We start from the raw sequence: 20,934 nt of genomic DNA, 5'->3' as shown, positions 1-20,934 counted from the left end.
CTCGCGGTCGCCGGGGATCAGGAGACCCCGAGCTCGTTCTGGATGAAGTCGAGTACCTCGTCGGCCGAGGCCGACTGGAGGCGGTCCGCCACGTCCTCGCCGGCGGCGGGTGCCGCCGGTGCGGAGGCGGACGCCGCCGCCTTCCAGCGCTGGAGGAGGTCCTCGATGCGGCCGGTCACCTCGTCGTGTCCGGGTGCCTCCGGGTCGGCGGCGAGCACGGCCGCTTCGAAGCGGCCGAGTTCGCCGAGCAGGTCGGCGCCGGGGGCGGCGGTCTCCTCGGGCACCAGCTCGTTCAGCAGGTGCTTGGCGAGGGTGCCGGCCGTCGGGTAGTCGAAGATCAGCGTGGGGGGCAGCCGCAGTCCGGTGGCGGCCCCCAGCCGGTTGCGGAACTCGACGGCGGTCAGCGAGTCGAAGCCGAGTTCCTTGAAGGTGCGGTCCGCGCCGACGGCAGCGGGCGCCCCGTGTCCGAGGACGGTGGCGACGTTGGTCCGCACCAGGTCCAGCAGCAGGTGTTCCCGCTCCGATTCCGGCTGGGCGGCGAGCCGCCGGCCCAGCGGTTCGGCGCCCTCGGCGGCGGCCGGTCCGGCGACGACTCGGCGTGCCGGGGCGCGTACGAGGCCCTTGAGCACGTCGGGCAGGGAGCCGTCGCGGGCCTGGCCGCGCAGTCCGGCCAGGTCCAGCCGGACGGGGGCGAGCAGCGGCTCGTCCTGGCGCAGGGAGTCGTCGAGGAGGGTCAGGCCCTGCTCGTTGGTCATGGGCAGGAAGCCGGACCGGCCGAGGCGGGCGAGGTCGGTGGTGTCGAGTCCGGCGGTCATGCCGCTGGACTCGGCCCAGTGGCCCCAGGCGAGGGAGACGCCCGGCAGGCCGTGGGCGCGCCGGTGCTGGGCGAGGGCGTCCAGGAAGGAGTTGCCCGCCGCGTAGTTGGCCTGGCCCGCGTTGCCGAGGACGCCGGCCGCCGACGAGTAGAGGACGAAGGCGGTGAGGTCCAGGTCGCGGGTGAGTTCGTGCAGGTTGACGGCGGCGTCGACCTTGGGCCGCAGGACGCGGTCCAGCCGGCCGGCGTCGAGGGAGGCGAGGACGCCGTCGTCGACGACCCCTGCGGTGTGGACGACGCCGCGCAGCGGCCGGTCGGCCGGGATCGCCGCGAGGAGGCCGGCCAGCGCGTCGCGGTCGGCTGCGTCGCAGGCCACCACCTCGGCCGAACCACCCAACTCGGCGATCTCCGCGACCAGTTCGGCCGCCCCGGGGGCGTCCGGGCCGCGTCGGCCGGCCAGCAGCAGGTGCCGTACCCCGTGCGTGGTGACCAGGTGCTTGGCGACCAGCGCGCCCAGGGTGCCCGTACCGCCGGTGACCAGGACCGTGCCGGCCGGGTCCCAGCCCTGCGGGACCGTCAGGACGATCTTGCCCACGTGCTTGGCCTGGCTCATGAAGCGGAACGCCTCCGGGGCCCGCCGGATGTCCCAGGCGCGGACCGGCAGCGGCCGCAGCACGCCCGCCTCGAACAGCCGGCCCAGCTCGGCGAGCATCTCGCCGATCCGCTCCGGGCCGGCCTCCATCAGGTCGAAGGCCCGGTAGCGCACGCCCGGGTAGGCGGCGGCCACCTCCTGAGGGTCGCGGATGTCGGTCTTGCCCATCTCGATGAAGCGGCCGCCGCGCGGCAGCAGCCGCAGCGAGGCGTCGACCAGTTCCCCGGCCAGGCAGTCCAGGACCACGTCCATGCCGCGTCCGCCGGTCGCGTGGGTGAACCGCTGCTCGAAGGAGGTCGAGCGGGAGGACCCGTAGTGGGCGCCCTCCAGCCTGACCTGGCGGCGCAGGACGCCCCACTTGCCCTCGCTGGCCGTGCCGAACACCTCGGCGCCCAGGTGGCGGGCCAGCTGCACGGCGGCCATGCCCACGCCGCCGGCCGCCGAGTGCACGAGGACGCGTTCCCCGGCCGTCAGCCCGGCCAGGTCGACGAGCGCGTAGTAGGCGGTCAGGAACACCGCGGGCACCGAGGCGGCCTGCTCGAAGGACCAGCCCCCGGGCATCCGCGCCAGCATCCGCGCGTCGGCGACGGCCACCTCGCCGAACGCGTGCGGGACCATGCCCATCACCCGGTCGCCGGGGGCGAGGTGGGTGACGCCGGGGCCCGTCTCGGTGACGACGCCGGAGGCCTCGCTGCCCAGGACGATCTTGTCCGGGTACATGCCGAGCGCCATCAGGACGTCGCGGAAGTTCAGACCGGCGGCGCGGACCGCGATCCGCACCTGTCCGGGGGCCAGCGGTTCGGCGGCTTCCGGGAACGGGGTGAGGGCCAGGCTCTCCAGGGTGCCGCCGCCGGTGGTGTCGAGCCGCCAGTGCGGGGCGTCCTGCGGCGGGGCGAGCAGGGCCCCCGCGTCGGCGCGGCCCAGCCGCGGGACGAGGAACTCCCCGTCGCGGACGGCGATCTGGCTCTCGCCGGTGGCGACGGCCGGGATCACCGGGGCGTCCTCGACGGCGGTGTCCGTGTCGACGAGGACGAGCCTGCCCGGGTTCTCGGCCTGCGCGGAGCGCACCAGGCCCCAGAGCCCGGCGTGCGTCAGGTCGGTGACGTCCTCGCCCGGGCGGGCCGCGACCGCGCCGCGCGTCGCCACGACCAGGCGGGACGAGGCGAACGCGGGCTCGGCGAGCCAGTGCTGGAGGGTGCCCAGCAGGGCCGCGGTGGCCTCCCGTACGGCGTCCGCCCGTACGGCGGTACGCGTCCGGGGAACCGGCAGCAGCACCGCGTCGGGGGCGGGGGCGCCGCCGGCGACGGCGGCGGCGAGCGCCTGGAGGTCGGGGTGGGCGGGCAGGCCCGCCTCGTCCGGGTCGGCCGGGGAGCCGAGCACCGCCCAGTTCAGCTGCGGCTCGTCGGCGGCGGTGGCCGTCGTCCAGTCGACCCGGTACAGGGCGTCCTGGTCGGCCGACCGCGCCCGGTGCAGCTGGTCGTGGGAGACGGGCAGCAGGGTGAGGGAGTCGATGGTCGCGACCGGCAGCCCGGCCGGGTCCACGACGGTGACCGCCACCGCGTCGGCGCCCGCGGGCACCAGGCGGACCCGTACGGCCGAGGCGCCCTCGGCGTGCACGGTCACCCCGCTCCAGGCGAAGGGCAGGCGCAGACCGCTGTCGGCGCCGGACGCGACGTCGAGCAGCATGCCGTGCAGGGAGGCGTCGAGCAGGGCCGGGTGCACGCCGAACGCGGCGGCCTCCTCCTGCCGGGCCGGGTCGAGGGCGACCTCGGCGTAGACCTCCTCGCCGGACCGCCAGGCGGCCTTGAGGCCCTGGAAGGCGGGCCCGTAGGCGTAACCGGCGTCGGCGAGCCCCTCGTAGAACCCGCGCAGGTCGACCGGCCGGGCCCCGGCCGGCGGCCACACCGCGAACTCCGCACCGCTCGGCGCGGGGCCGGCGGCGGTGAGGGTGCCGGTGGCGTGCCGGGTCCACGGCAGGGCCGTCTCGGCGCCCTCCGGCCGCGAGTGGATCACGACGCTGCGGGAGCCGGACTCCTCGTCCGGGGCGCCCACCGCGATCTGGAGGCGGGCCGCGCCGCGCTCCGGGAGCGCGAGCGGGGCTTCCAGGGTCAGTTCCTCCAGGCGGCCGCAGCCCGCTTCGTCGCCCGCGCGGAGCGCGAGTTCCACGAAGGCGGTGCCGGGCAGCAGAACCGTTCCTGCCACCGCGTGGTCGACGGCCCACGGAAGGGTCTCGGCGGACAGCCGGCCGGTGAGGACCAGCCCGTCCCCGTCGGCCAGGTCGACCGAGGCGCCGAGCAGCGGGTGGGTGGCGGAGGTCAGGCCGAGCCCGGCCGCCGCTCCGTTCGAGGCGGGGGCGGGGGCGAGCCAGAACCGCTCGTGTTCGAAGGCGTACGTCGGCAGGTCCACCCGGCGGGCCGGGCGGCCCGCGACGAGCGGGGCCCAGTCGACGGGGAGGCCGCGGGTCCAGGCCTCGGCGAGGGCGCCGAGGAACGCCTCCGGCTCGGGACGGTCCTTGCGCAGGACGGGGGTGAGCAGCCCCGAGAAGTCCTCGGGCAGGCTCTCCCCCGCCATGGCGGCGAGGACGCCCTGCGGGCCGAGCTCCAGGAAGTGGGCGACGCCCTGCGAGGCGAGGTACTGGACCCCGTCGGCGAAGCGGACCGCGCCCCGGACGTGCTCGACCCAGTACTCGGCGGTGAACTCGGTGATCTGCCCGCCGGTGACGTTGGAGACCACCGGGATCTCGGGCACGGCGTGGGTCAGGGATTCCGCGACCTCGCGGAACGCCTCCAGCATCGGCTCCATGAGGGGCGAGTGGAAGGCGTGCGAGACCGTCAGGCGCTTCGTCTTGCGGCCCTGGTCCGCGAGGGTGGCGGCGACGGCCAGGACGGCGTCCTCCGCGCCAGAAATCACCACGGAATCCGGGCCGTTGACCGCCGCGATGTCGACATCGGCCGACAGCAGCGGACGGATCTCCTCCTCGCCGGCACGGACCGACACCATCGCGCCGCCCTCCGGCAGCGCACCCATCAGCGCGCCGCGGGCCGCGACCAGACGGGCCGCGTCGGACAGCGAGAGGACGCCTGCCACGTGCGCGGCGGCGATCTCACCGATCGAATGCCCGGCCACGAAGTCCGGACGCAGACCGAACGACTCCGCCAGCCGGTACAGGGCCACCTCGACCGCGAACAGCGCCGGCTGGGTGAACTCCGTCCGGTGGACCTCCTCCCCGCCGCCGAACACCAGGTCCTTCAACGGGAAGTCGAAGTGTCCGCACACCTCGTCGAACGCGGCGGCAAACACCGGCTGCGCCTCGTACAGCTCACGCCCCATACCCGGACGCTGCGCACCCTGCCCCGAGAACAGGAACGCGAGCCGCTCTCCGGTGCCCGTGAGGCCCTGCGTGACGCCGGGCGCGCCGTTGCCGTCGGCGAGGGCGCGGAGTCCGGCCGCGAAGCCGTCGCGGTCCTCGGCGAGGACCACCGCGCGGTGCTCCAGCGGCGACCGGGTGGTCAGCAGTGCGGTGGCGACGTCCGCGGCGGGGACGGAGCCGTCCAGGTCCAGCAGCCGTGCGGCCTGGCCGCGCAGGGCTCCGGCGCTGCGGGCCGAGAGCACCCAGGGCAGCAGCCCGGCGGGTTCCTGCTCCGTGGCGGGCGCGGGCTCCTGCGGGCCCTCTTCGATGACCACGTGGGCGTTGGTGCCGCTGATGCCGAACGAGGAGACGCCGGCCCGGCGCGGGCGGCCGGTCCGCGGCCACTCCACGGCCTCGGTGAGCAGCTCGACGGCGCCGGCCTCCCAGTCGACCTCGGTAGTGGGCTCGTCGACGTGGAGGGTGCGCGGCAGCACGCCCTCCCGCATCGCCATGACCATCTTGATGACGCCGGCGACGCCGGCGGCGGCCTGGGCGTGTCCGATGTTGGACTTCAGCGAGCCGAGCAGCAGCGGCCGGTCCTCCGGCCGGTCCTGGCCGTAGGTGGCGAGGAGGGCCTGGGCCTCGATGGGGTCGCCGAGGGTGGTGCCGGTGCCGTGCGCCTCGACGGCGTCCACGTCCTGCGGGGCGAGCCGGGCGTTGGCGAGGGCCTGGCGGATGACGCGCTGCTGGGCGGGGCCGTTGGGGGCGGTGAGCCCGTTGGAGGCGCCGTCCTGGTTGGTGGCCGTACCGCGGACGACGGCGAGGACGCGGTGTCCGTTGCGGCGGGCGTCGGAGAGCTTCTCCAGGAGGAGCACGCCGACGCCCTCGGCCCAGCCGGTGCCGTCGGCGTCGGCGGAGAAGGACTTGCAGCGGCCGTCGGCGGCCATGCCGCGCTGACGGCTGAACTCGACGAACACGCTGGGGGTGGCCATGACGGTGACGCCGCCGGCCAGCGCCATGGTGCACTCGCCGGCCCGGAGGGCCTGGGCGGCCAGGTGCAGGGCGACGAGGGAGGAGGAGCAGGCGGTGTCGACGGTGACGGCCGGGCCCTCCAGCCCGAAGGTGTAGGCGACGCGGCCGGAGACCACGCTGCCCTGGGTGCCGGTCAGGCCGTAGCCCTCGACGCGCTGCGGGTTCTCCTCGACGCGGAAGGCGTAGTCGTGGTGCATGGCTCCGGCGAAGACGCCGGTCCGGCTGCCTCGCACGGTGTCGAGGTCGAGCCCGGCCCGCTCGAAGACCTCCCAGGAGGCTTCGAGGAGGAGCCGCTGCTGCGGGTCCATGGCGAGGGCCTCGCGGGGCGAGATCCCGAAGAGGAGGGGGTCGAAGTCGCCCGCTCCGTAGAGGAACCCGCCCTCGCGGGCGTAGCTGGTGCCCAGCCGTTCGGGGTCGGCGTCGAAGAGGGTGGCGAGGTCCCAGCCGCGGTCGGTGGGGAAGCCGGAGACGGCGTCGCGGCCTTCGGCGACGAGCTGCCAGAGGTCCTCGGGCGAGCCGACGCCGCCGGGGTAGCGGCAGGCCATCCCGACGATCGCGATCGGCTCGTCGGAGGCCGTCGCGGCCTGGGCCGCCGCGGCCGGCTCCTCGGTGCCGGCGGCCGTCGCCGCGTCCTGTGCGCCGAGCAGCTCGGTGAGCAGGAAGCGGGCGGCCGCGTTGATCGTGGGGTGGTCGAAGACGATGGTGGCGGGCAGCCGCAGGCCGGTGGCGGCGCCGAGCTGGTTGCGCAGTTCGACGGCGGTGAGGGAGTCGAAGCCGAGTTCCTTGAACGCCTTGTCGGGGCGGATCGCGGACGGGTCGGCGTGGCCGAGGACGGCCGCGACCCGGCCGCGCACGAGGTCGAGGAGTTCGCGTTCGCGTTCGGCGCCGTCGAGGGCGGTGAGGCGGCGGACCAGTGCGGAGACCTCGGCCTCCGGTGCGGCCGCCTCGACGGCGCGGCGGGCGGGGGTGCGGACCAGGGAGCGCAGCAGTGCGGGCAGCAGCCCGGCGGCGGCGCGGGTGCGCAGGGTCGCCGCGTCCAGGCGTACGGGGACCAGCAGGGGTGTGCCGGGGGCGCGCAGCGCGGTGTCGAGCAGCGTGAGGGCGTGGTCGGTGGCCAGCGGGAGGATGCCGGCACGGGTCATCCAGCCGAGGTCACCGTCCTTGAGGTGGGCGAGCATGCCGCTGGACTGCTCCCACAGGCCCCAGGCGAGGGCGGTGGCGGGGAGGCCCTGGGCGTGCCGGCGGTGGGCGAGGGCGTCCATGAAGGCGTTGGCGGCCGCGTAGTTGGCCTGCCCCGGGTTGCCGAAGACGCCCGCGATGGAGGAGAAGAGGACGAGGGCGGTGAGGTCGAGGTCGCGGGTCAGCTCGTGGAGGTTCCACGCGGCGTCCACCTTCGGGCGCATCACCGCGTCCAGACGCTCGTCCGTGAGCGAGCCGATCAGCCCGTCGTCCAGTACGCCGGCGGCGTGGACCACACCCCGCAGGGGACGGTCCGCCGGAATGCCCGCGAGCAGCGCGGCCAGCGCCTCGCGGTCGGCGGCGTCGCAGGCCACGACGTCCACGACGGCACCCAAAGCCCGCAGCGAATCGGCCAGTTCCACCGCGCCCGGCGCATCCGCGCCACGACGACCGGTCAGCAGCAGGGAACGCACCCCGTGCGCGCTGACCAGGTGCCGGGCGACCAGCGCACCCAGCGCACCCGTACCGCCGGTGACCAGCACCGTCCCCTCCGGATCCCAGACGGCGCCCTGGGCGGACGTGTCGGTGGCCCGGACCAGGCGCGGGACGAGCAGGGAGCCGTCGCGGACGGCGAGCTGGGGTTCCCCGGTGGCGAGTGCGGCGGCCAGGTCGGTGCTGCCGTTGTCCCAGGGGTCGAGGTCGACCAGGACGAAGCGGTCCTGGTTCTCCGTCTGGGCGGAGCGCAGCAGGCCCCACAGCGGGGCGTGCACGAGGTCGATGACGTCCTCGCCGGCGCGTACGGAGACGGCGCCGCGCGTGACGACCACCAGCCGGGCGGCGGCCAGCCGGTCCTCGGCGAGCCAGTCCCGGACGAGGCCGAGGGCGTTGGCCGTCGCCGCGCGGGCGGCTTCGGCGGTCGTGGCTCCGTCGGTGTCCGCGCCGGGGGCGGGCGGGCAGGTGAGGACGACCGTCGAGGGGACGGCGAGCCCCTGGTCGAGGGCGGCGGTGAGGTCGGCGAGGCGCGGGTAGGCGGCGCCCCCGAGCTCGGTCCAGTCGGGGAGCGCGCCGGAGTCCCCGGTGGCGGGGAGCGCCGACCACTCGACGCGGTGGAGTCCGTCGCGGTGTGCGCCGCGCAGGGCTCCGGCGGCGACGGGCCGCAGCACGAGCGACTCGACGCGGGCCACGGGGCGGCCCTCGGCGTCGGCGACGTCCAGCGCGACCGTGTCGGTGCCGAGGGGGGTCATGCGCAGGCGGAGGGAGGCGGCGCCGGTGGCGAGGAGGGACACGCCGCTCCACACGAACGGCAGCCGGACGCCGGAGTCCTCGCCGCGGGCGGCGCGGACCAGCTGCTCGGCGTGCAGGGCGGCGTCGAGGAGGGCGGGGTGCAGGCCGAAGGCGGACGCCTCCTCGCGCTGCGCCGGATCCAGCACCACCTCCGCGTACACCGTCCCGTCGACCGCCCAGGCCGCCTTCAAGCCCTGGAAGGCGGGCCCGTACGCGTAACCGGCGGCCGCCGCACGCTCGTAGAACCCCTCCACATCGACAGGCTGGGCCCCGGCCGGCGGCCACTGCGCCAGCTCCACGCCCGCCGCCGAAGCGGCGGCGGGGGCCAGGAAGCCGTTGGCGTGGCGGGTCCAGGCGGTGTCGGTGTCGGCGTCGTCGGGCCGTGCGTAGACGGCGACGGAGCGGCGGCCGGAGCCGTCGGGGGCTCCGACGACGGCCTGGACCTGGACGGCTCCGCGGGGCGGGAGCACGAGCGGGGCTTCGAGCGTGAGCTCTTCCAGGTGCGCGCAGCCGGCCTCGTCACCGGCGCGGACGGCCAGTTCGACGAAGGCGGTGCCGGGCAGCAGGACGGTTTCCAGCGCGCCGTGGTCGGCGAGCCAGGGGTGGCTGCCCAGGGAGATCCGGCCGGTGAGCAGGAACCGGTCGCCGTCGGCGACCCGTACGGACGCGCCCAGCAGCGGGTGCCGGGCCTCGGCCAGGCCGGCCGCGGACACGTCGGCGCCGGCGGTGTCCGGGGCGTCGAGCCAGTGGCGGGCGCGCTGGAAGGGGTAGGTGGGCAGCTCGGTCGCCGCGTGGGCGCCGGAGCCGGTGAGGACGGCGGTCCAGTCGACGTCGATGCCGCGGGTCCAGGCGGTCGCGAGGGAGGTGGTGAAGCGGGCGAGGCCGCCCTCGCCGCGGCGCAGGGTGCCCGTCGCCAGGACGTCGGCGCCCGCGTCCTCGGCGGTCTCCACCAGCCCGTACGTGAGGACCGGGTGCGCGCTCGACTCCACGAAGGCCCGGAAACCGTCCGCGAGCAGGGTACGGACGACCGGCTCGAACGACACCGGCTGCCGGCAGTTCTCGTACCAGTAGGCGGCCGTCAGCTCGGGACCTTCCAGCACCTCCCCGCTGACGGTGGAGTACAGCGGCACCGAACCGGTCCGGGGCTCCACGAACCCCAGCAGGTCCAGGATCCGCTCCTTGAGGCGGTCGACCTGGGCGCAGTGGGAGGCCACGGTCGAGGGGATGATCTTGGCGCGGACGCCTTCTGCCTCCAGCGCGGCGACCAGCTCCTCCAGCGGAGCCACCTCACCGGCGACGGTGACCGTACCCGGACCGTTGATCCCCGCGATGGACAACGCGTCCCCGTACCGGGCGATCCGCTCACGCACCGCGTCCGCACCCAGCGACACCGAAGCCACAGCACCCCGGCCCACCAGCTCGTCCGCGAACAGCTGCGAGCGGAGCACGACGACCCTGGCCGCGTCCTCCAGCGACAGCGCACCCGACACGGCCGCGGCCGCGATCTCACCCTGCGAGTGACCCACGACCGCGTCGGGCACCACGCCCGCCGCACGCCACAGCTCGGCGAGGGAGACCATCACGGCGAACAGGACGGGCTGGAGCACCTCGATCCGGGTCAGAGCCTCCCCGTCACCGCGCAGCACCTCCTCCACCGACCAGTCGACATGCGCCTCGACCGCGGCCGCGACCTCGGCGAACCGCGCCGCGAACACCGGCGAGGAGTCGAGGAGTTCGACGCCCATCCCGACCCACTGCGAGCCCTGACCGGGGAAGACGAACACCGTCTTGCCGCCCGCGTCCGCGACGCCGGAGACCAGCGGGGCCTCCAGGCCCGTGAGGAGTTCCTCGCGGGTGGAGCCCAGCACGGCCGCCCGGTGGGCGAAGACGGAGCGGTGCCCGGCGAGGGCGGCGGCCACGGCGGAGACGGGGGTGTCGGGGTGCTCGGCGGCGTGGGTGCGCAGCCGGGCGGCCTGCTCGCGCAGGGCGTCCTCGGTCTTGGCGGACAGCAGCCACGCCACGGGGCCGGCGGCGGGTGCCGCCTCCGGCTCGGGCGACGCCGGGGCCGGGGCCGGGGCCGGGGCCTCTTCGAGGATGAGGTGGGCGTTCGTACCGCTGATCCCGAAGGAGGAGACGCCCGCGCGGCGCGGGTGGCCGCTCTCCTCGGCGGCGGGCCACGGACGGGCCTCGGTGAGGAGTTCGACGGAGCCCGCCGACCAGTCGATGTGGGGGGAGCGCTCTTCTGCGTGCAGGGTCTTGGGCAGGACGCCGTGGCGCAGGGCCAGGATCATCTTGATGACGCCGGCGACGCCGGCGGCCTGCTGGGTGTGGCCGGTGTTGGACTTGAGGGAGCCGAGCCACAGCGGCCGGTCCTCCTCGCGGCCCTGGCCGTAGGTGGCCAGCAGGGCGTGCGCCTCGATGGGGTCGCCCAGCTTGGTGCCGGTGCCGTGGGCCTCGACGGCGTCGACGGTGTCGGCGGTGACGCCCGCGTTGGCGAGGGCCTGGCGGATGACGCGCTGCTGGGAGGGGCCGTTGGGGGCGGTGAGGCCGTTGGAGGCGCCGTCCTGGTTGGTGGCGGAGCCGCGGATGACGGCGAGGACCTGGTGGCCGTTGGCCTGGGCGTCGGAGAGCTTCTCCAGCAGGAGGACGCCCGCGCCCTCGGCCCAGCCGGTGCCGTCGGCGTCGGCGGAGAAGGACTTGCAGCGGCCGTCGGCGGACAGGGCGCGCTGGCGGGTGAGTTCGACGAAGAGGCCGGGGGTGGGCATGACGGTGACGCCGCCGGCCACGGCGAGGGTGCACTCGCCCTGGCGCAGGGACTGGGCTGCCAGGTGCAGGGCGACGAGGGAGGAGGAGCAGGCGGTGTCGACGGTGACGGCGGGGCCTTCGAGGCCGAGGGTGTAGGCGATGCGGCCGGAGGCGACGCTGGGGGTGCTGCCGGTCATCAGGTAGCCCTCGGTGGACTCCGTGCCCTCGTGCAGGCGGGGGCCGTAGTCCTGGAAGGTCGCGCCGATGAACACGCCGGTGTCGGTGCCCTTGAGGGCGAGCGGGTCGAGGCCGGCGCGCTCCAGGGCCTCCCAGGAGGTCTCCAGCAGGAGCCGCTGCTGCGGGTCCATGGCGGCGGCCTCGCGGGGCGAGATGCCGAAGAAGGCGGGGTCGAAGAGGGTGGCGCCGTCGAGGAAGCCGCCCGCCCGCACGTAGTGGGTGCCGGGCCGGCCCTCGGGGTCGTAGAGGCCCTCCAGGTCCCAGCCGCGGTCGGTGGGGAAGGGGCCGGTGACGTCCCGGCCGGCGGCGAGGACCTCCCACAGTGCTTCGGGGGAGTCGGTGCCGCCGGGGAAGCGGCAGGCCATGGCGACGACGGCGATCGGTTCGTCGGCGGCCGCGGCGGCGGTGCGGCGGGTGGTGGCGGCCGCGTCGGCCGTCCGGCCGAGGGCGCGTTCCGTGAGGTTGCGGGCGAGGGCGACGGGCGTGGGGTGGTCGAACAGGAGGCTGCTGGGCAGGGCCAGTCCGGTGCTGCGGGTGAGGCTGTCGCGGAGTTCGACGGCCGTCCAGGAGTCGAAGCCGAGTTCGTGGAAGGTCTCGCGCAGGTCGATGTCGCGGGGGTCGTCGTGGCGCAGGACGGCGGCGATGTCCGCGCGGAGCAGGTCGAGGACGGCCTGCTCGCGGTCGGCGGCGGGGAGCGCGGTGAGCCGGGCGCGCAGGGCCCCGGCGTCGGAGTGCGCGTCCTCCTCCGGGGCGTCGGCGGCGGCCGGGGCGGCCTCCGGGGCGGTCTCCGGCGCCGCGGTGGCGGGGGCCGCGTCGATCCAGTGGCGGCGGCGCTGGAAGGCGTACGTCGGCAGGTCCAGCCGGGGGGCCGGGCCGGTGGTGCCGAGGAGGGCCTCCCAGTCCAGGTCCGGGGCGGCGCCCAGGGTGTGCAGGCGGGCGAGGGCCGTGGCGAGCGACTCCGGCTCGGGCTGCTTGCCGGTGCGGGCGACGGGCACGAACGCGGCGGCGTCGCCGGCGCATTCGCGTCCGGCGGAGGACAGGGCGCCGTCGGGGCCGAGTTCCACGTAGGTGGTGACGCCGGCGGCATCGAGGGCGCGGATGCCGTCGGCGAAGCGGACGGCCTCGCGGACGTGGCGCACCCAGTAGTCGGCGGTGCCGATCTCCTCGTCGGTGACGATGCGTCCGGTCAGGTTGGAGACGAGGGGGATGCGGGCCGGGGCGTAGGAGACGGAGGCCGCGACGGTGCGGAACTCGTCGAGCATGCCGTCCATGTGGGGGGAGTGGAAGGCGTGGCTGACGGGCAGTCGCTTGGTCTTGCGGCCCAGCTCGGCGAAGTGCCGGGCAAGGGCGTCGACGGCGTCCTCGTCGCCGGAGACCACGACGGAGCGGGGGCCGTTGACGGCGGCCACGCACACCCGGTCGGTGCGTCCGGCGAGGAGCGGCGCGAGCTCGGTCTCGTCGGCCTGGAGGGCGGCCATCGCGCCGCCCTCGGGGAGGGCGTCCATGAGGCGGCCGCGGGCGGCGACGAGCGCGGCGGCGTCGGGCAGGGTGAGGATCCCGGCGACGTGCGCGGCGGCGAGTTCGCCGATGGAGTGGCCGACGAGGTGGTCGGGGCGGACGCCGAGGTGCCCGAGCAGCCGGTGGAGGGCGACCTCGAAGGCGAACAGGGCGGGCTGGGTCCAGGCGGTGCGGTCGAGGAGGGCCGCCTCGTCGGTGCCCGGGGCGGCGAAGGCGATCTCGCGGAGCGGGCGGGGCAGGTGGGCGTCGAAGGCGGCGCACACCTCGTCGAAGGCGGCGGCGAACGCGGGCTGCGCGGCGTGCAGTTCGCGTCCCATGCCGGGGCGCTGGCTGCCCTGGCCGGAGAAGAGGAACGCGGTGGTGCCGGTGGCGGCCCGGCCGCGGACCAGGTGCGGGGAGGCGGTCGCGGCGGCGAGGGCGTCGAGTCCGGCGGTGAGGCCGGTGAGGTCCTCGGCGAGGACGACGGCCCGGTCCTCGTGGGCGGTCCGGGTGGCGGCCAGGGCGTGCGCGAGGTCCGCGGCCGTCCCGGTGTGGGTGGCGGCGTACTCGGCGAGCCGGGCGGCCTGGGCGCGCAGGGCCTGCTCGCCGCGGCCGGAGAGCGGGAAGAGCAGCGTCCGGCCGGCGGCGGGCTCAGGAGTCCCGGCCGGTGCCTCGGCGGGGGCGGGAGCGGGGGCTTCGGCGAGGACGACGTGGCAGTTGGCGCCGCCGAGGCCGAAGGAGCTGACGCCGGCGACGAGGGGGCGGGCGGGGTGCGGCCAGGGGCCGGGCTCGGTCTGCACCCGCAGCCGCAGCGCGTCGAGGTCGATGGCGGGGTTCGGGGTGCGGTGGTGGAGGCTGGCCGGCAGTTCGCGGTGGCCGACGGCGAGGGCGGCCTTGATGAGGCCGGCGATGCCCGCGGCGGCTTCGAGGTGGCCGATGTTGGTCTTGGCGGAGCCGACGGGCAGCGGGTCGGCGGCGTCGCGGGCCGCGCCGAGGGCGGTACCGAGGGCGGTGGCCTCGACGGGGTCGCCGACCGGGGTGCCGGTGCCGTGCAGTTCGACGTACTGCACCTCGGCGGGGTCGGTGCCGGCGGCCTCCAGGGCCCGGCGGATGACGTCGGCCTGGGCGGTGGGGCTGGGCACGGTGAGGCCGTCGGTGGGCCCGTCGTGGTTGACGGCGCTGCCGAGCAGGACGCAGTGGACGCGGTCGCCGTCGGCGAGGGCCCGGTCGAGGGGCTTGAGCAGGACGAGTCCGCCGCCCTCGCCGCGGACGAAGCCGTTGGCGCGCTCGTCGAAGGTGTGGCAGCGGCCGTCGGGCGACAGGGCTCCGAACCCGGCGGTGATCTCGGAACTGGCGGGCGTGACCCGCAGGTTGACGCCGCCGGCGAGGGCCAGGTCGGCCTCCCCGCTGAGCAGGGCCTGGCAGGCCAGGTGCACGGCGACGAGGGAGGAGGACTGGGCGGTGTCGACGGTCATGCTGGGGCCGTGCAGGCCGAGCGTGTAGGAGACGCGGTTGGCGATGACGCCCCGGTTGAGGCCGGTGAAGGCGTGCTGGCCGGTGCCCGCGCCGCCGGAGCGGCGTACGAGGTCGGCGTAGTCGTCCCAGATGGCGCCGACGAACACGCCGGTGCCGCTGTTCTTGAGGGTGCCCGGCAGGACGCCCGCGTCCTCCAGTGCCTCCCAGGCGAGTTCGAGGACGAGGCGCTGCTGCGGGTCCATGGCGGCGGCCTCGCGCGGCGAGATGCCGAAGAACCGGGCGTCGAAGGTGTCGACGCGGTCGAGGTAGCCGCCGCGGGCGGCGGCCGGGCCGGAGCCCGCCGGGACGACGTCGCGGCGCGCGTCGGGCGCGTCGGTGACGGCGTCCGTGCCGTCGCGCAGCAGCCGCCAGTACGCGGCGGGACCGTCGGCCTGCGGGAACCGGCAGGAGATGCCGATGACCGCGATCGGCCCGGTGCCACGGCCTGGTGTCCCGGACTCCTCCGGAGCCGCCGTCGTCTGCCGTGCCGAAATCAGCGGGTCAGCCACGATCTCCCCCTTCGCCTGTTTGCCTGATGCGTCTTCAGGGATCCGCCGGGCGCGCGGGCGGACCGAGGACCGGGGGAATTCCATGCAGACCGTCGAGACGCTGACGTCCGTCTCTAAAGCTCGGCTAAAAACAGCTCCCGGTCACCGGCCTGCCGGACCGCTAGGGGCGGCTAGGGGGCGGAGCAAGGGTTACCGGCCCTGTCGGGCTGCGAGAACCATTGCTGAATGTCCCATTCGAGCACCCCGCGGTGAATGCATTTCCCGCACTTTCCCGCGCTTTCTGCCCACCGCCACGGTGAGGAGCCGTCCGTCATGACAGCAATCGGAATTCTGGGCACCGGGTCCTATCTGCCGGCCGACACGGTGTCCAACCGGGTCGTCGGGGAACGGGCGGGTGTCACGGAGGACTGGATCCTGCAGAAGACCGGTATCCGGGAGCGCCGCTACGCGGCCGAGTACGAGGCCACTTCCGACCTGGCGGTCGAGGCGGCGCGGGCCGCGCTGGACGCGGCGGGCATCTCGGCGGACCAGCTGTCGTGGATCGTGGTGGCGACGTCGACGCCGGATTCCCCGCAGCCGGCCACGGCCTGTCTGGTCCAGCACCATATCGGTGCGGTGAACGCGGCCGCGTTCGACGTGAATTCGGTGTGCAGCGGCTTCGTCTTCGGTCTGGTGGCGGCGGCCCGGATGCTGCCGGGGCAGGACGGCGGGGTCAGCGGTCACGCCCTGGTCATCGGCGCCGACGTGTACTCGCGCATCATCGACCGGGAGGACCGGCGCACCGCCGTCCTGTTCGGTGACGGCGCGGGCGCGGTGGTGCTGGGCCCGGTGCGGTCCGGGTACGGGGTCCTCGGCTCGTACCTGGCCAGCCGGGGCGACCAGGCGGACCTGATCCGGGTCGAGGCGGGCGGCAGCCGGCTGCCCGCGTCGGAGAAGACGGTCGCGGAGGGGCTGCACCACTTCAGGATGAACGGGCGCGGTGTGCGCGACTTCGTGGCCGCCGAGCTGCCCCGCGCGGTCGGGGAGGTGCTGGACCGGCACGGTCTGGAGCGCTCCGAGGTCGACCACTTCGTCCCGCACCAGGCCAACGGCGTGATGCTGGGCGAGACCGTGCCCCGGCTCGGGCTGCCCCGCGCCCGTACGCACCTCACCGTCGCCGAGCACGGAAACACCAGTGCCGCCTCCATTCCCCTCGCCCTCGACGAGGCGTACCGGTCCGGGGCGTTCCGGGACCGGGACGTCGTGCTGCTCGCCGGTTTCGGCGGCGGCATGTCCCTGGGCACGGTGCTCGTCCGCTGGGACGAGGAGGCGGCTCCCGCTCCCCGAAAGGACTCAGCAGCATGACGGCAGCATCCGCGGCACCCCTTCCCGGTGCCCTGCCCTTCACCGCGGTCGCGGTGATCGGCCTCGGTACGGTCGGATCCGCGCTGGCCCGCTCGCTCGCCTCGGCGGGCGCCCGGGTGGTGGCGGTGGAGGCCGGCGGTGACGCAGTGGCCGGCGGCCGCGAGCGCGTCGAGCGCGGGCTGGAGGATCCGGCGGCCCGGGCCCGGATCTCGTACACGGCCGATCTCGCCGCCATCACGGGCAGTGAGCTGGTCGTGGAGGCGCTGCCGGAGGACTTCGAGCTGAAGACGGAGGTGCTGCGGCGGGCCGACGGGCTGTGCGGTCCCGAGGCGGTGTTCGCGACGACGACCTCGCTGTCGGTGACCCGGGTGGCGGCGGCGTGCGGGCGGCTGCCGCGCACGGTGGGCCTGCACCCGGTCGGGCACGCCCCGGACGGCGGTGTGGTGGAGGTGGTGACCACGCCCCTGACGGAGCCGTCGGTGGGGCGGGCCGCCGAGGAGCTGGTGGGTGCGCTGGGCCGGCGGGCCGTGGCCTCCAGCGACCAGCCGGGCTTCACGGGCGGCGGGCTGCTGATGGGCTACCTGAACGGTGCCGTGGCGATGTACGAGCGGCGGTACGCGTCGCGCGACGACATCGACGCGGCGATGATGCTGGGCTGCGGGCTGCCGCTGGGGCCGCTGGCCCACCTCGACCTGATCGGCCTGGACACGGCGCGCGACACCCTGCGCGGCCTGTACGAGCAGACGGGGCAGGCGCAGTTCCTGCCGCCGCCGCTGCTGGACCACATGGTGACGGCGGGGCTGCTGGGCGCGAAGGCGGGCCGGGGGTTCCACACCTGGCCCGAGGGCCCGGCGGGTCCCCGGGCGGCGGCCGGGGCGCCGGGAGGTCCGGCGGGGGGTCCCGCGCGGCCGTCGCGTCCGGTGCGCGAGGTCGGGGTGATCGGGTCCGGCACGATGGCGTCGGGCATCGCCGAGGTGTTCGCCCGGTCCGGGTACGGTACGCGGCTGGTGGCCCGTACGGACGTGCGCGCGAAGGAGGCGCTGGACAAGGTCGCGGGTTCCGTGGAGCGCGGGGTCAAGCGCGGGCGGATCAGCGCCGAGGACGGCCGGGCCGCGCTGGAGCGGCTGGTGCCGGCGGATTCGCTGGACGCGGTGGCGGACTGCGACCTGGTGGTCGAGGCGGTCGCGGAGGAACTCCCCGTCAAGCGCGAGGTGTTCCGGGGGCTGGACGCGGTGTGCCGTCCGGGTGCGGTGCTGACGACGACGACGTCGAGCCTGCCGGTGGTGGAGTGCGCGGCGGTCACCTCGCGGCCCGAGGACGTGCTCGGGATGCACTTCTTCAACCCGGCTCCGGTGATGCGGCTGGTGGAGGTGGTCGGCACGGTGCTGACGGCGCCGGACGCGCTGGGGACGGTCCACGAGGTGTGCGCGCGGCTGGGCAAGCACCCGGTCGGGATCGACGACCGGGCCGGGTTCATCGTCAACGCCCTGCTGTTCCCGTACCTCAACAGCGCGGTGCGGCTGCTGGAGGAGCGCCGGGCGGTGGCCGGGGAGATCGACGCGGTGATGACGCAGGGCTGCGGCTATCCGATGGGGCCGCTGACGCTGCTGGACACGATCGGTCTGGACGTGTCGCTGCAGATCCAGAACAGCCTGCACGCCTCGTTCCGTGAGCCGTCGCTGGTGCCGGCCAGGCACCTGGAGCACCTGGTGGACGCGGGCTACCTGGGCCGCAAGAGCGGCCGGGGCTTCCACACTTATTAGGCGTCCGGGGCGGCCGCGCGGCACCGGGTCTCCCGGGTGCCGCGCGGCTGCGGTGCCCGCCGTCGGGCCCGTGCCTCCGGGGCGGTCAGCGGCCGCGGTGGGCGCGCCAGCGGTCCATCAGGGAGTCCAGTTCCAGTTTCACGAAGTTGAAGAAGTCGGCCGTCTCCTCGGCGCGGAGGCCCGCCGGGGTGCCGGGGCCCAGTGCCTCCACGCCCTGCTTGAGGGTGGCCGCCCAGCGGTTGAGCATCTGGTCGCGGCTGGTGACCGTCTCGTACCAGAGGTCCGCGTGGATCCGGTAGATCTCCCGCCGCTCGCCCGGCGCCCGTTCCCGGCCGACCATGTGCATCTGGGCGAGGTAGCGGACGGCGCCCGAGACCGCGGCCGGGCTGACCTTCAGCCGCTCGGAGAGTTCCGCGGCGCTCAGCGCGCCCGCGTCCTCGGCGAGCAGGCAGGCGAAGATCCGGGAGGGCATCCGGGGCATCCCGGCGGCCACCAGGTCGCCGGCGAACCGTTCGACGAAGGCCGAGACCTCCTCGCTGTAGTCCCGCTGTTGGCTTTCGCTTCCGTCGGCACCTGCGTCCATACCGTCTCCCCCGTGATCGATCGTCAGACGATACCTTCCAATAGCTTCACGATATTCTGAAACTAAGGTATCTTCCGACAATGTGACGATGGCAATCGATATTGCCGGACTGTACAAGTCGTTCGGCCGCACGCAAGCGCTGAAGGGCCTGGACCTGAGCGTCGAGAAGGGCGAGGTGCACGGCTTCCTCGGCCCCAACGGAGCCGGCAAGTCCACCACCCTGCGCATCCTCCTCGGCCTGATCCGCGCCGACGGCGGCCGCGTTCGGCTGCTGGGCGGCGACCCCTGGCGCGACGCGGTCGCCCTGCACCAGCGCATCGCGTACGTGCCCGGCGACGTGCACCTGTGGCGCAACCTCTCCGGCGGCGACGCCCTCGGCTTCCTGTCCGGGCTCCGGGACAACACCGACTCCCGGTTAACCAGGGAGCTGATGGAGCGCTTCGAGCTCGACCCGGGCAAGAAGGGCCGCGCGTACTCCAAGGGCAACCGGCAGAAGCTCGCCCTGGTCGCCGCCTTCGCCGCCGACGCCGAGCTGCTCGTCTTCGACGAACCCACCTCCGGCCTCGACCCGTTGGCCGAGGAAGTCTTCCAGAGCTGCGTCGGCGAGGCCACCGACGAGGGCCGTACGGTCCTGCTCTCCAGCCACCTCCTCACCGAGGTCGAGGCACTGTGCGACCGGATCAGCATCGTCCGGGACGGGCGCACGGTCGAGACCGGCACGCTCGCCCGGATGCGGCACCTGTCCCGCACCTACGTCACGGCCGAACTCGCCGCCCCCGTCGAGGGCCTGGAGGAACTCCCCGGGGTGCACGGGCTGGAGGTGCACGGCGCCGAGGTCACCGCCCAGGTCGACCAGGAGCACCTCGGCTCGTTCCTGCGGGTGCTGTCGGAGACCGGCGTGCGCAGCCTCGTCAGCCGGCCGCCGACCCTGGAGGAGCTGTTCCTGCGGCACTACCGGCCCGAGGCCGAGCAGGCACCCGCCGGGTCCCCGGGGCCGGCCTGAGGACGCGCCGCCTCACCCCTCCTGCGACAGCAGCAGCCGCTTCTGGGTCTTGCCCATCGCGTTGCGCGGCAGCGCGGCGACGAACCGCACCTCGCGCGGCCGCTTGTGCACCGAGAGGCGTCCGGCGACGAAGTCGGTGAGCTCGGCCCCGGTCACCCCCGAGGCCACGACGTACGCCACGACGCGCTGGCCAAGATCGGAGTCGGGCACCCCGACGACGGCGGCCTCCGCCACACCGGGGTGGTCCAGAAGCGCGTTCTCGATCTCGCCCGCCCCCATGCGGTACCCGCCCGACTTGATCATGTCGACGGAGGCCCGGCCCACGATGCGGTGGGTGCCGTCCGCGTCGATCGCCGCGATGTCGCCCGTACGGAACCAACCGTCCTCGGTGTACGAGGCCGCCGTGGCCTCGGGACGCCCCAGGTAGCCGGAGAACAACGTGGGCGCGGTCAGCTGGAGTTCGCCGATCTCCTCCCCCGGCCCGGCCGCGATCCGGGTGCGGACGCCGGGCAGCGGCGTCCCCACCGCACCCGGCCGCAGCGGGCCGCCCGCACGGCCGCTCACCGTGATCAGGGTCTCCGTCATCCCGTACCGCTCGACCGGCCGGCTCCCCGTCAGCTCCTCCAGGCCGCGGAAGACCCGCTCCGGCAGCGGGGCGCTGCCCGAGACCAGCAGCCGCGCGGAGCGCAGCGCCCGGGCCGACTCCGGCTCCGCCACGACGCGGGACCACACCGTCGGCACCCCGAAGTACAGGCTGCCGCCCGCCCCGGCGTACGCGGCGGCGGTGGGCCGGCCGGTGTGCACGAGGCGGCTGCCGGTGCGCAGCGCGCCCAGGACGCCGAGGATCAGGCCGTGGACGTGGAACAGCGGCAGGCCGTGGACCAGGGTGTCCTCGGCGGTCCACTGCCAGGCCTCGGCGAGGGCGTCCAGTCCGGCGGCGATGGCGGCACCGCCGAGGACGACGCCCTTGGGCGCGCCGGTGGTCCCGGAGGTGTAGAGGATCATCGCGGGGGCGTCGGCGGCCGGTGCGGGGCCGCTCCAGACGGCCCGGCGGGCGAAGTCGACGGTGACGGGGCAGGCGCCCGAGTCCCGCAGGATGTGCTCGCGTTCGGCGGTGCCCGCGTCGGGCGGCACCGGCACCACGGGCACCCCGGCCAGCAGGCAGCCGGCCACTGCGGCGACGGTCTCCAGGGAGGCCGTGGCCTCGACGGCGACGGCGGGGGCGCCGGCCACGTCGGCGGCCACCGCTCCGGCCGCGCCCAGCAGTTCCTCGTACGAGGCGGTCCGGCCGGCGACGGTGACCGCGTCCGCGCGGTCCCCGTACACCCCTTGCAGCGCCGTGAGCACGGATGTCTCTCCTTACGTCTTGCGTCGGTACGGGGTGACGCGTGGCGCGTCGCCCGGTCGGGGTCGGTCGGTGGTGCGGTG

At 75.3% G+C, this 20,934-nt stretch carries 6 protein-coding genes; 3 read left to right on the top strand and 3 right to left on the bottom strand.

The genetic code is table 11. The features are described from left to right. Window positions 1–17: 17 nt before the first annotated feature. Window positions 18–14,813 carry an SDR family NAD(P)-dependent oxidoreductase gene (locus AC07A6_RS04620; protein WP_478776060.1) on the bottom strand — a complete coding sequence of 4,932 codons (14,796 nt, stop codon included), beginning with the start codon at window positions 14,811–14,813 and terminating at the stop codon, window positions 18–20. A 312-nt stretch (window positions 14,814–15,125) separates the two neighbouring features. Here AC07A6_RS04620 and AC07A6_RS04615 point away from each other — a divergent pair, with 312 nt between their 5' ends. Next, window positions 15,126–16,157, top strand: a complete 1,032-nt coding sequence (locus AC07A6_RS04615; protein ID WP_478776059.1) for a 3-oxoacyl-ACP synthase III family protein — start codon at window positions 15,126–15,128, stop codon at window positions 16,155–16,157. Continuing rightward, entirely contained in the window at window positions 16,154–17,920 is a 1,767-nt protein-coding gene (locus tag AC07A6_RS04610; RefSeq protein ID WP_362461388.1) for a 3-hydroxyacyl-CoA dehydrogenase family protein, read from the top strand. Before AC07A6_RS04615 ends, AC07A6_RS04610 begins: the two co-directional genes overlap by 4 nt. An 85-nt stretch (window positions 17,921–18,005) precedes the next feature. Here the strand turns inward: AC07A6_RS04610 and AC07A6_RS04605 are convergent, their stop codons facing one another. After that, on the bottom strand, window positions 18,006–18,503 hold the full coding sequence (locus AC07A6_RS04605) for a GbsR/MarR family transcriptional regulator (protein WP_362461385.1): 498 nt from the start codon (window positions 18,501–18,503) through the stop codon (window positions 18,006–18,008). Between the two features lie 82 nt (window positions 18,504–18,585). On the opposite strand from AC07A6_RS04605, the gene AC07A6_RS04600 reads away from it, so the two are divergent. Continuing rightward, the gene (locus AC07A6_RS04600; protein ID WP_386272188.1) at window positions 18,586–19,506 is read left to right on the top strand and encodes an ABC transporter ATP-binding protein; all 921 of its coding nucleotides are present in this window, start codon (window positions 18,586–18,588) and stop codon (window positions 19,504–19,506) included. A 12-nt stretch (window positions 19,507–19,518) separates the two neighbouring features. On the opposite strand, the gene AC07A6_RS04595 is transcribed toward AC07A6_RS04600, so the two are convergent. Then, a complete protein-coding gene (locus AC07A6_RS04595) occupies window positions 19,519–20,853 on the bottom strand; it encodes an AMP-binding protein (protein ID WP_478776058.1) in 1,335 nt (444 codons plus the stop codon). Window positions 20,854–20,934: the final 81 nt, after the last annotated feature.

This window comes from Streptomyces sp. NPDC044002 (assembly GCF_056434525.1).
This window is presented reverse-complemented; position numbering and strand designations above follow the sequence as displayed.

Bases quoted from the DNA above. Each gene is read 5' to 3' on its own strand.
- AC07A6_RS04615 (WP_478776059.1), top strand. From the start codon at position 15,126: ATGACAGCAATCGGAATTCTGGGCACCGGGTCCTATCTGCCGGCCGAC.
- AC07A6_RS04610 (WP_362461388.1), top strand. From the start codon at position 16,154: ATGACGGCAGCATCCGCGGCACCCCTTCCCGGTGCCCTGCCCTTCACC.
- AC07A6_RS04605 (WP_362461385.1), bottom strand. From the start codon at position 18,503: ATGGACGCAGGTGCCGACGGAAGCGAAAGCCAACAGCGGGACTACAGC.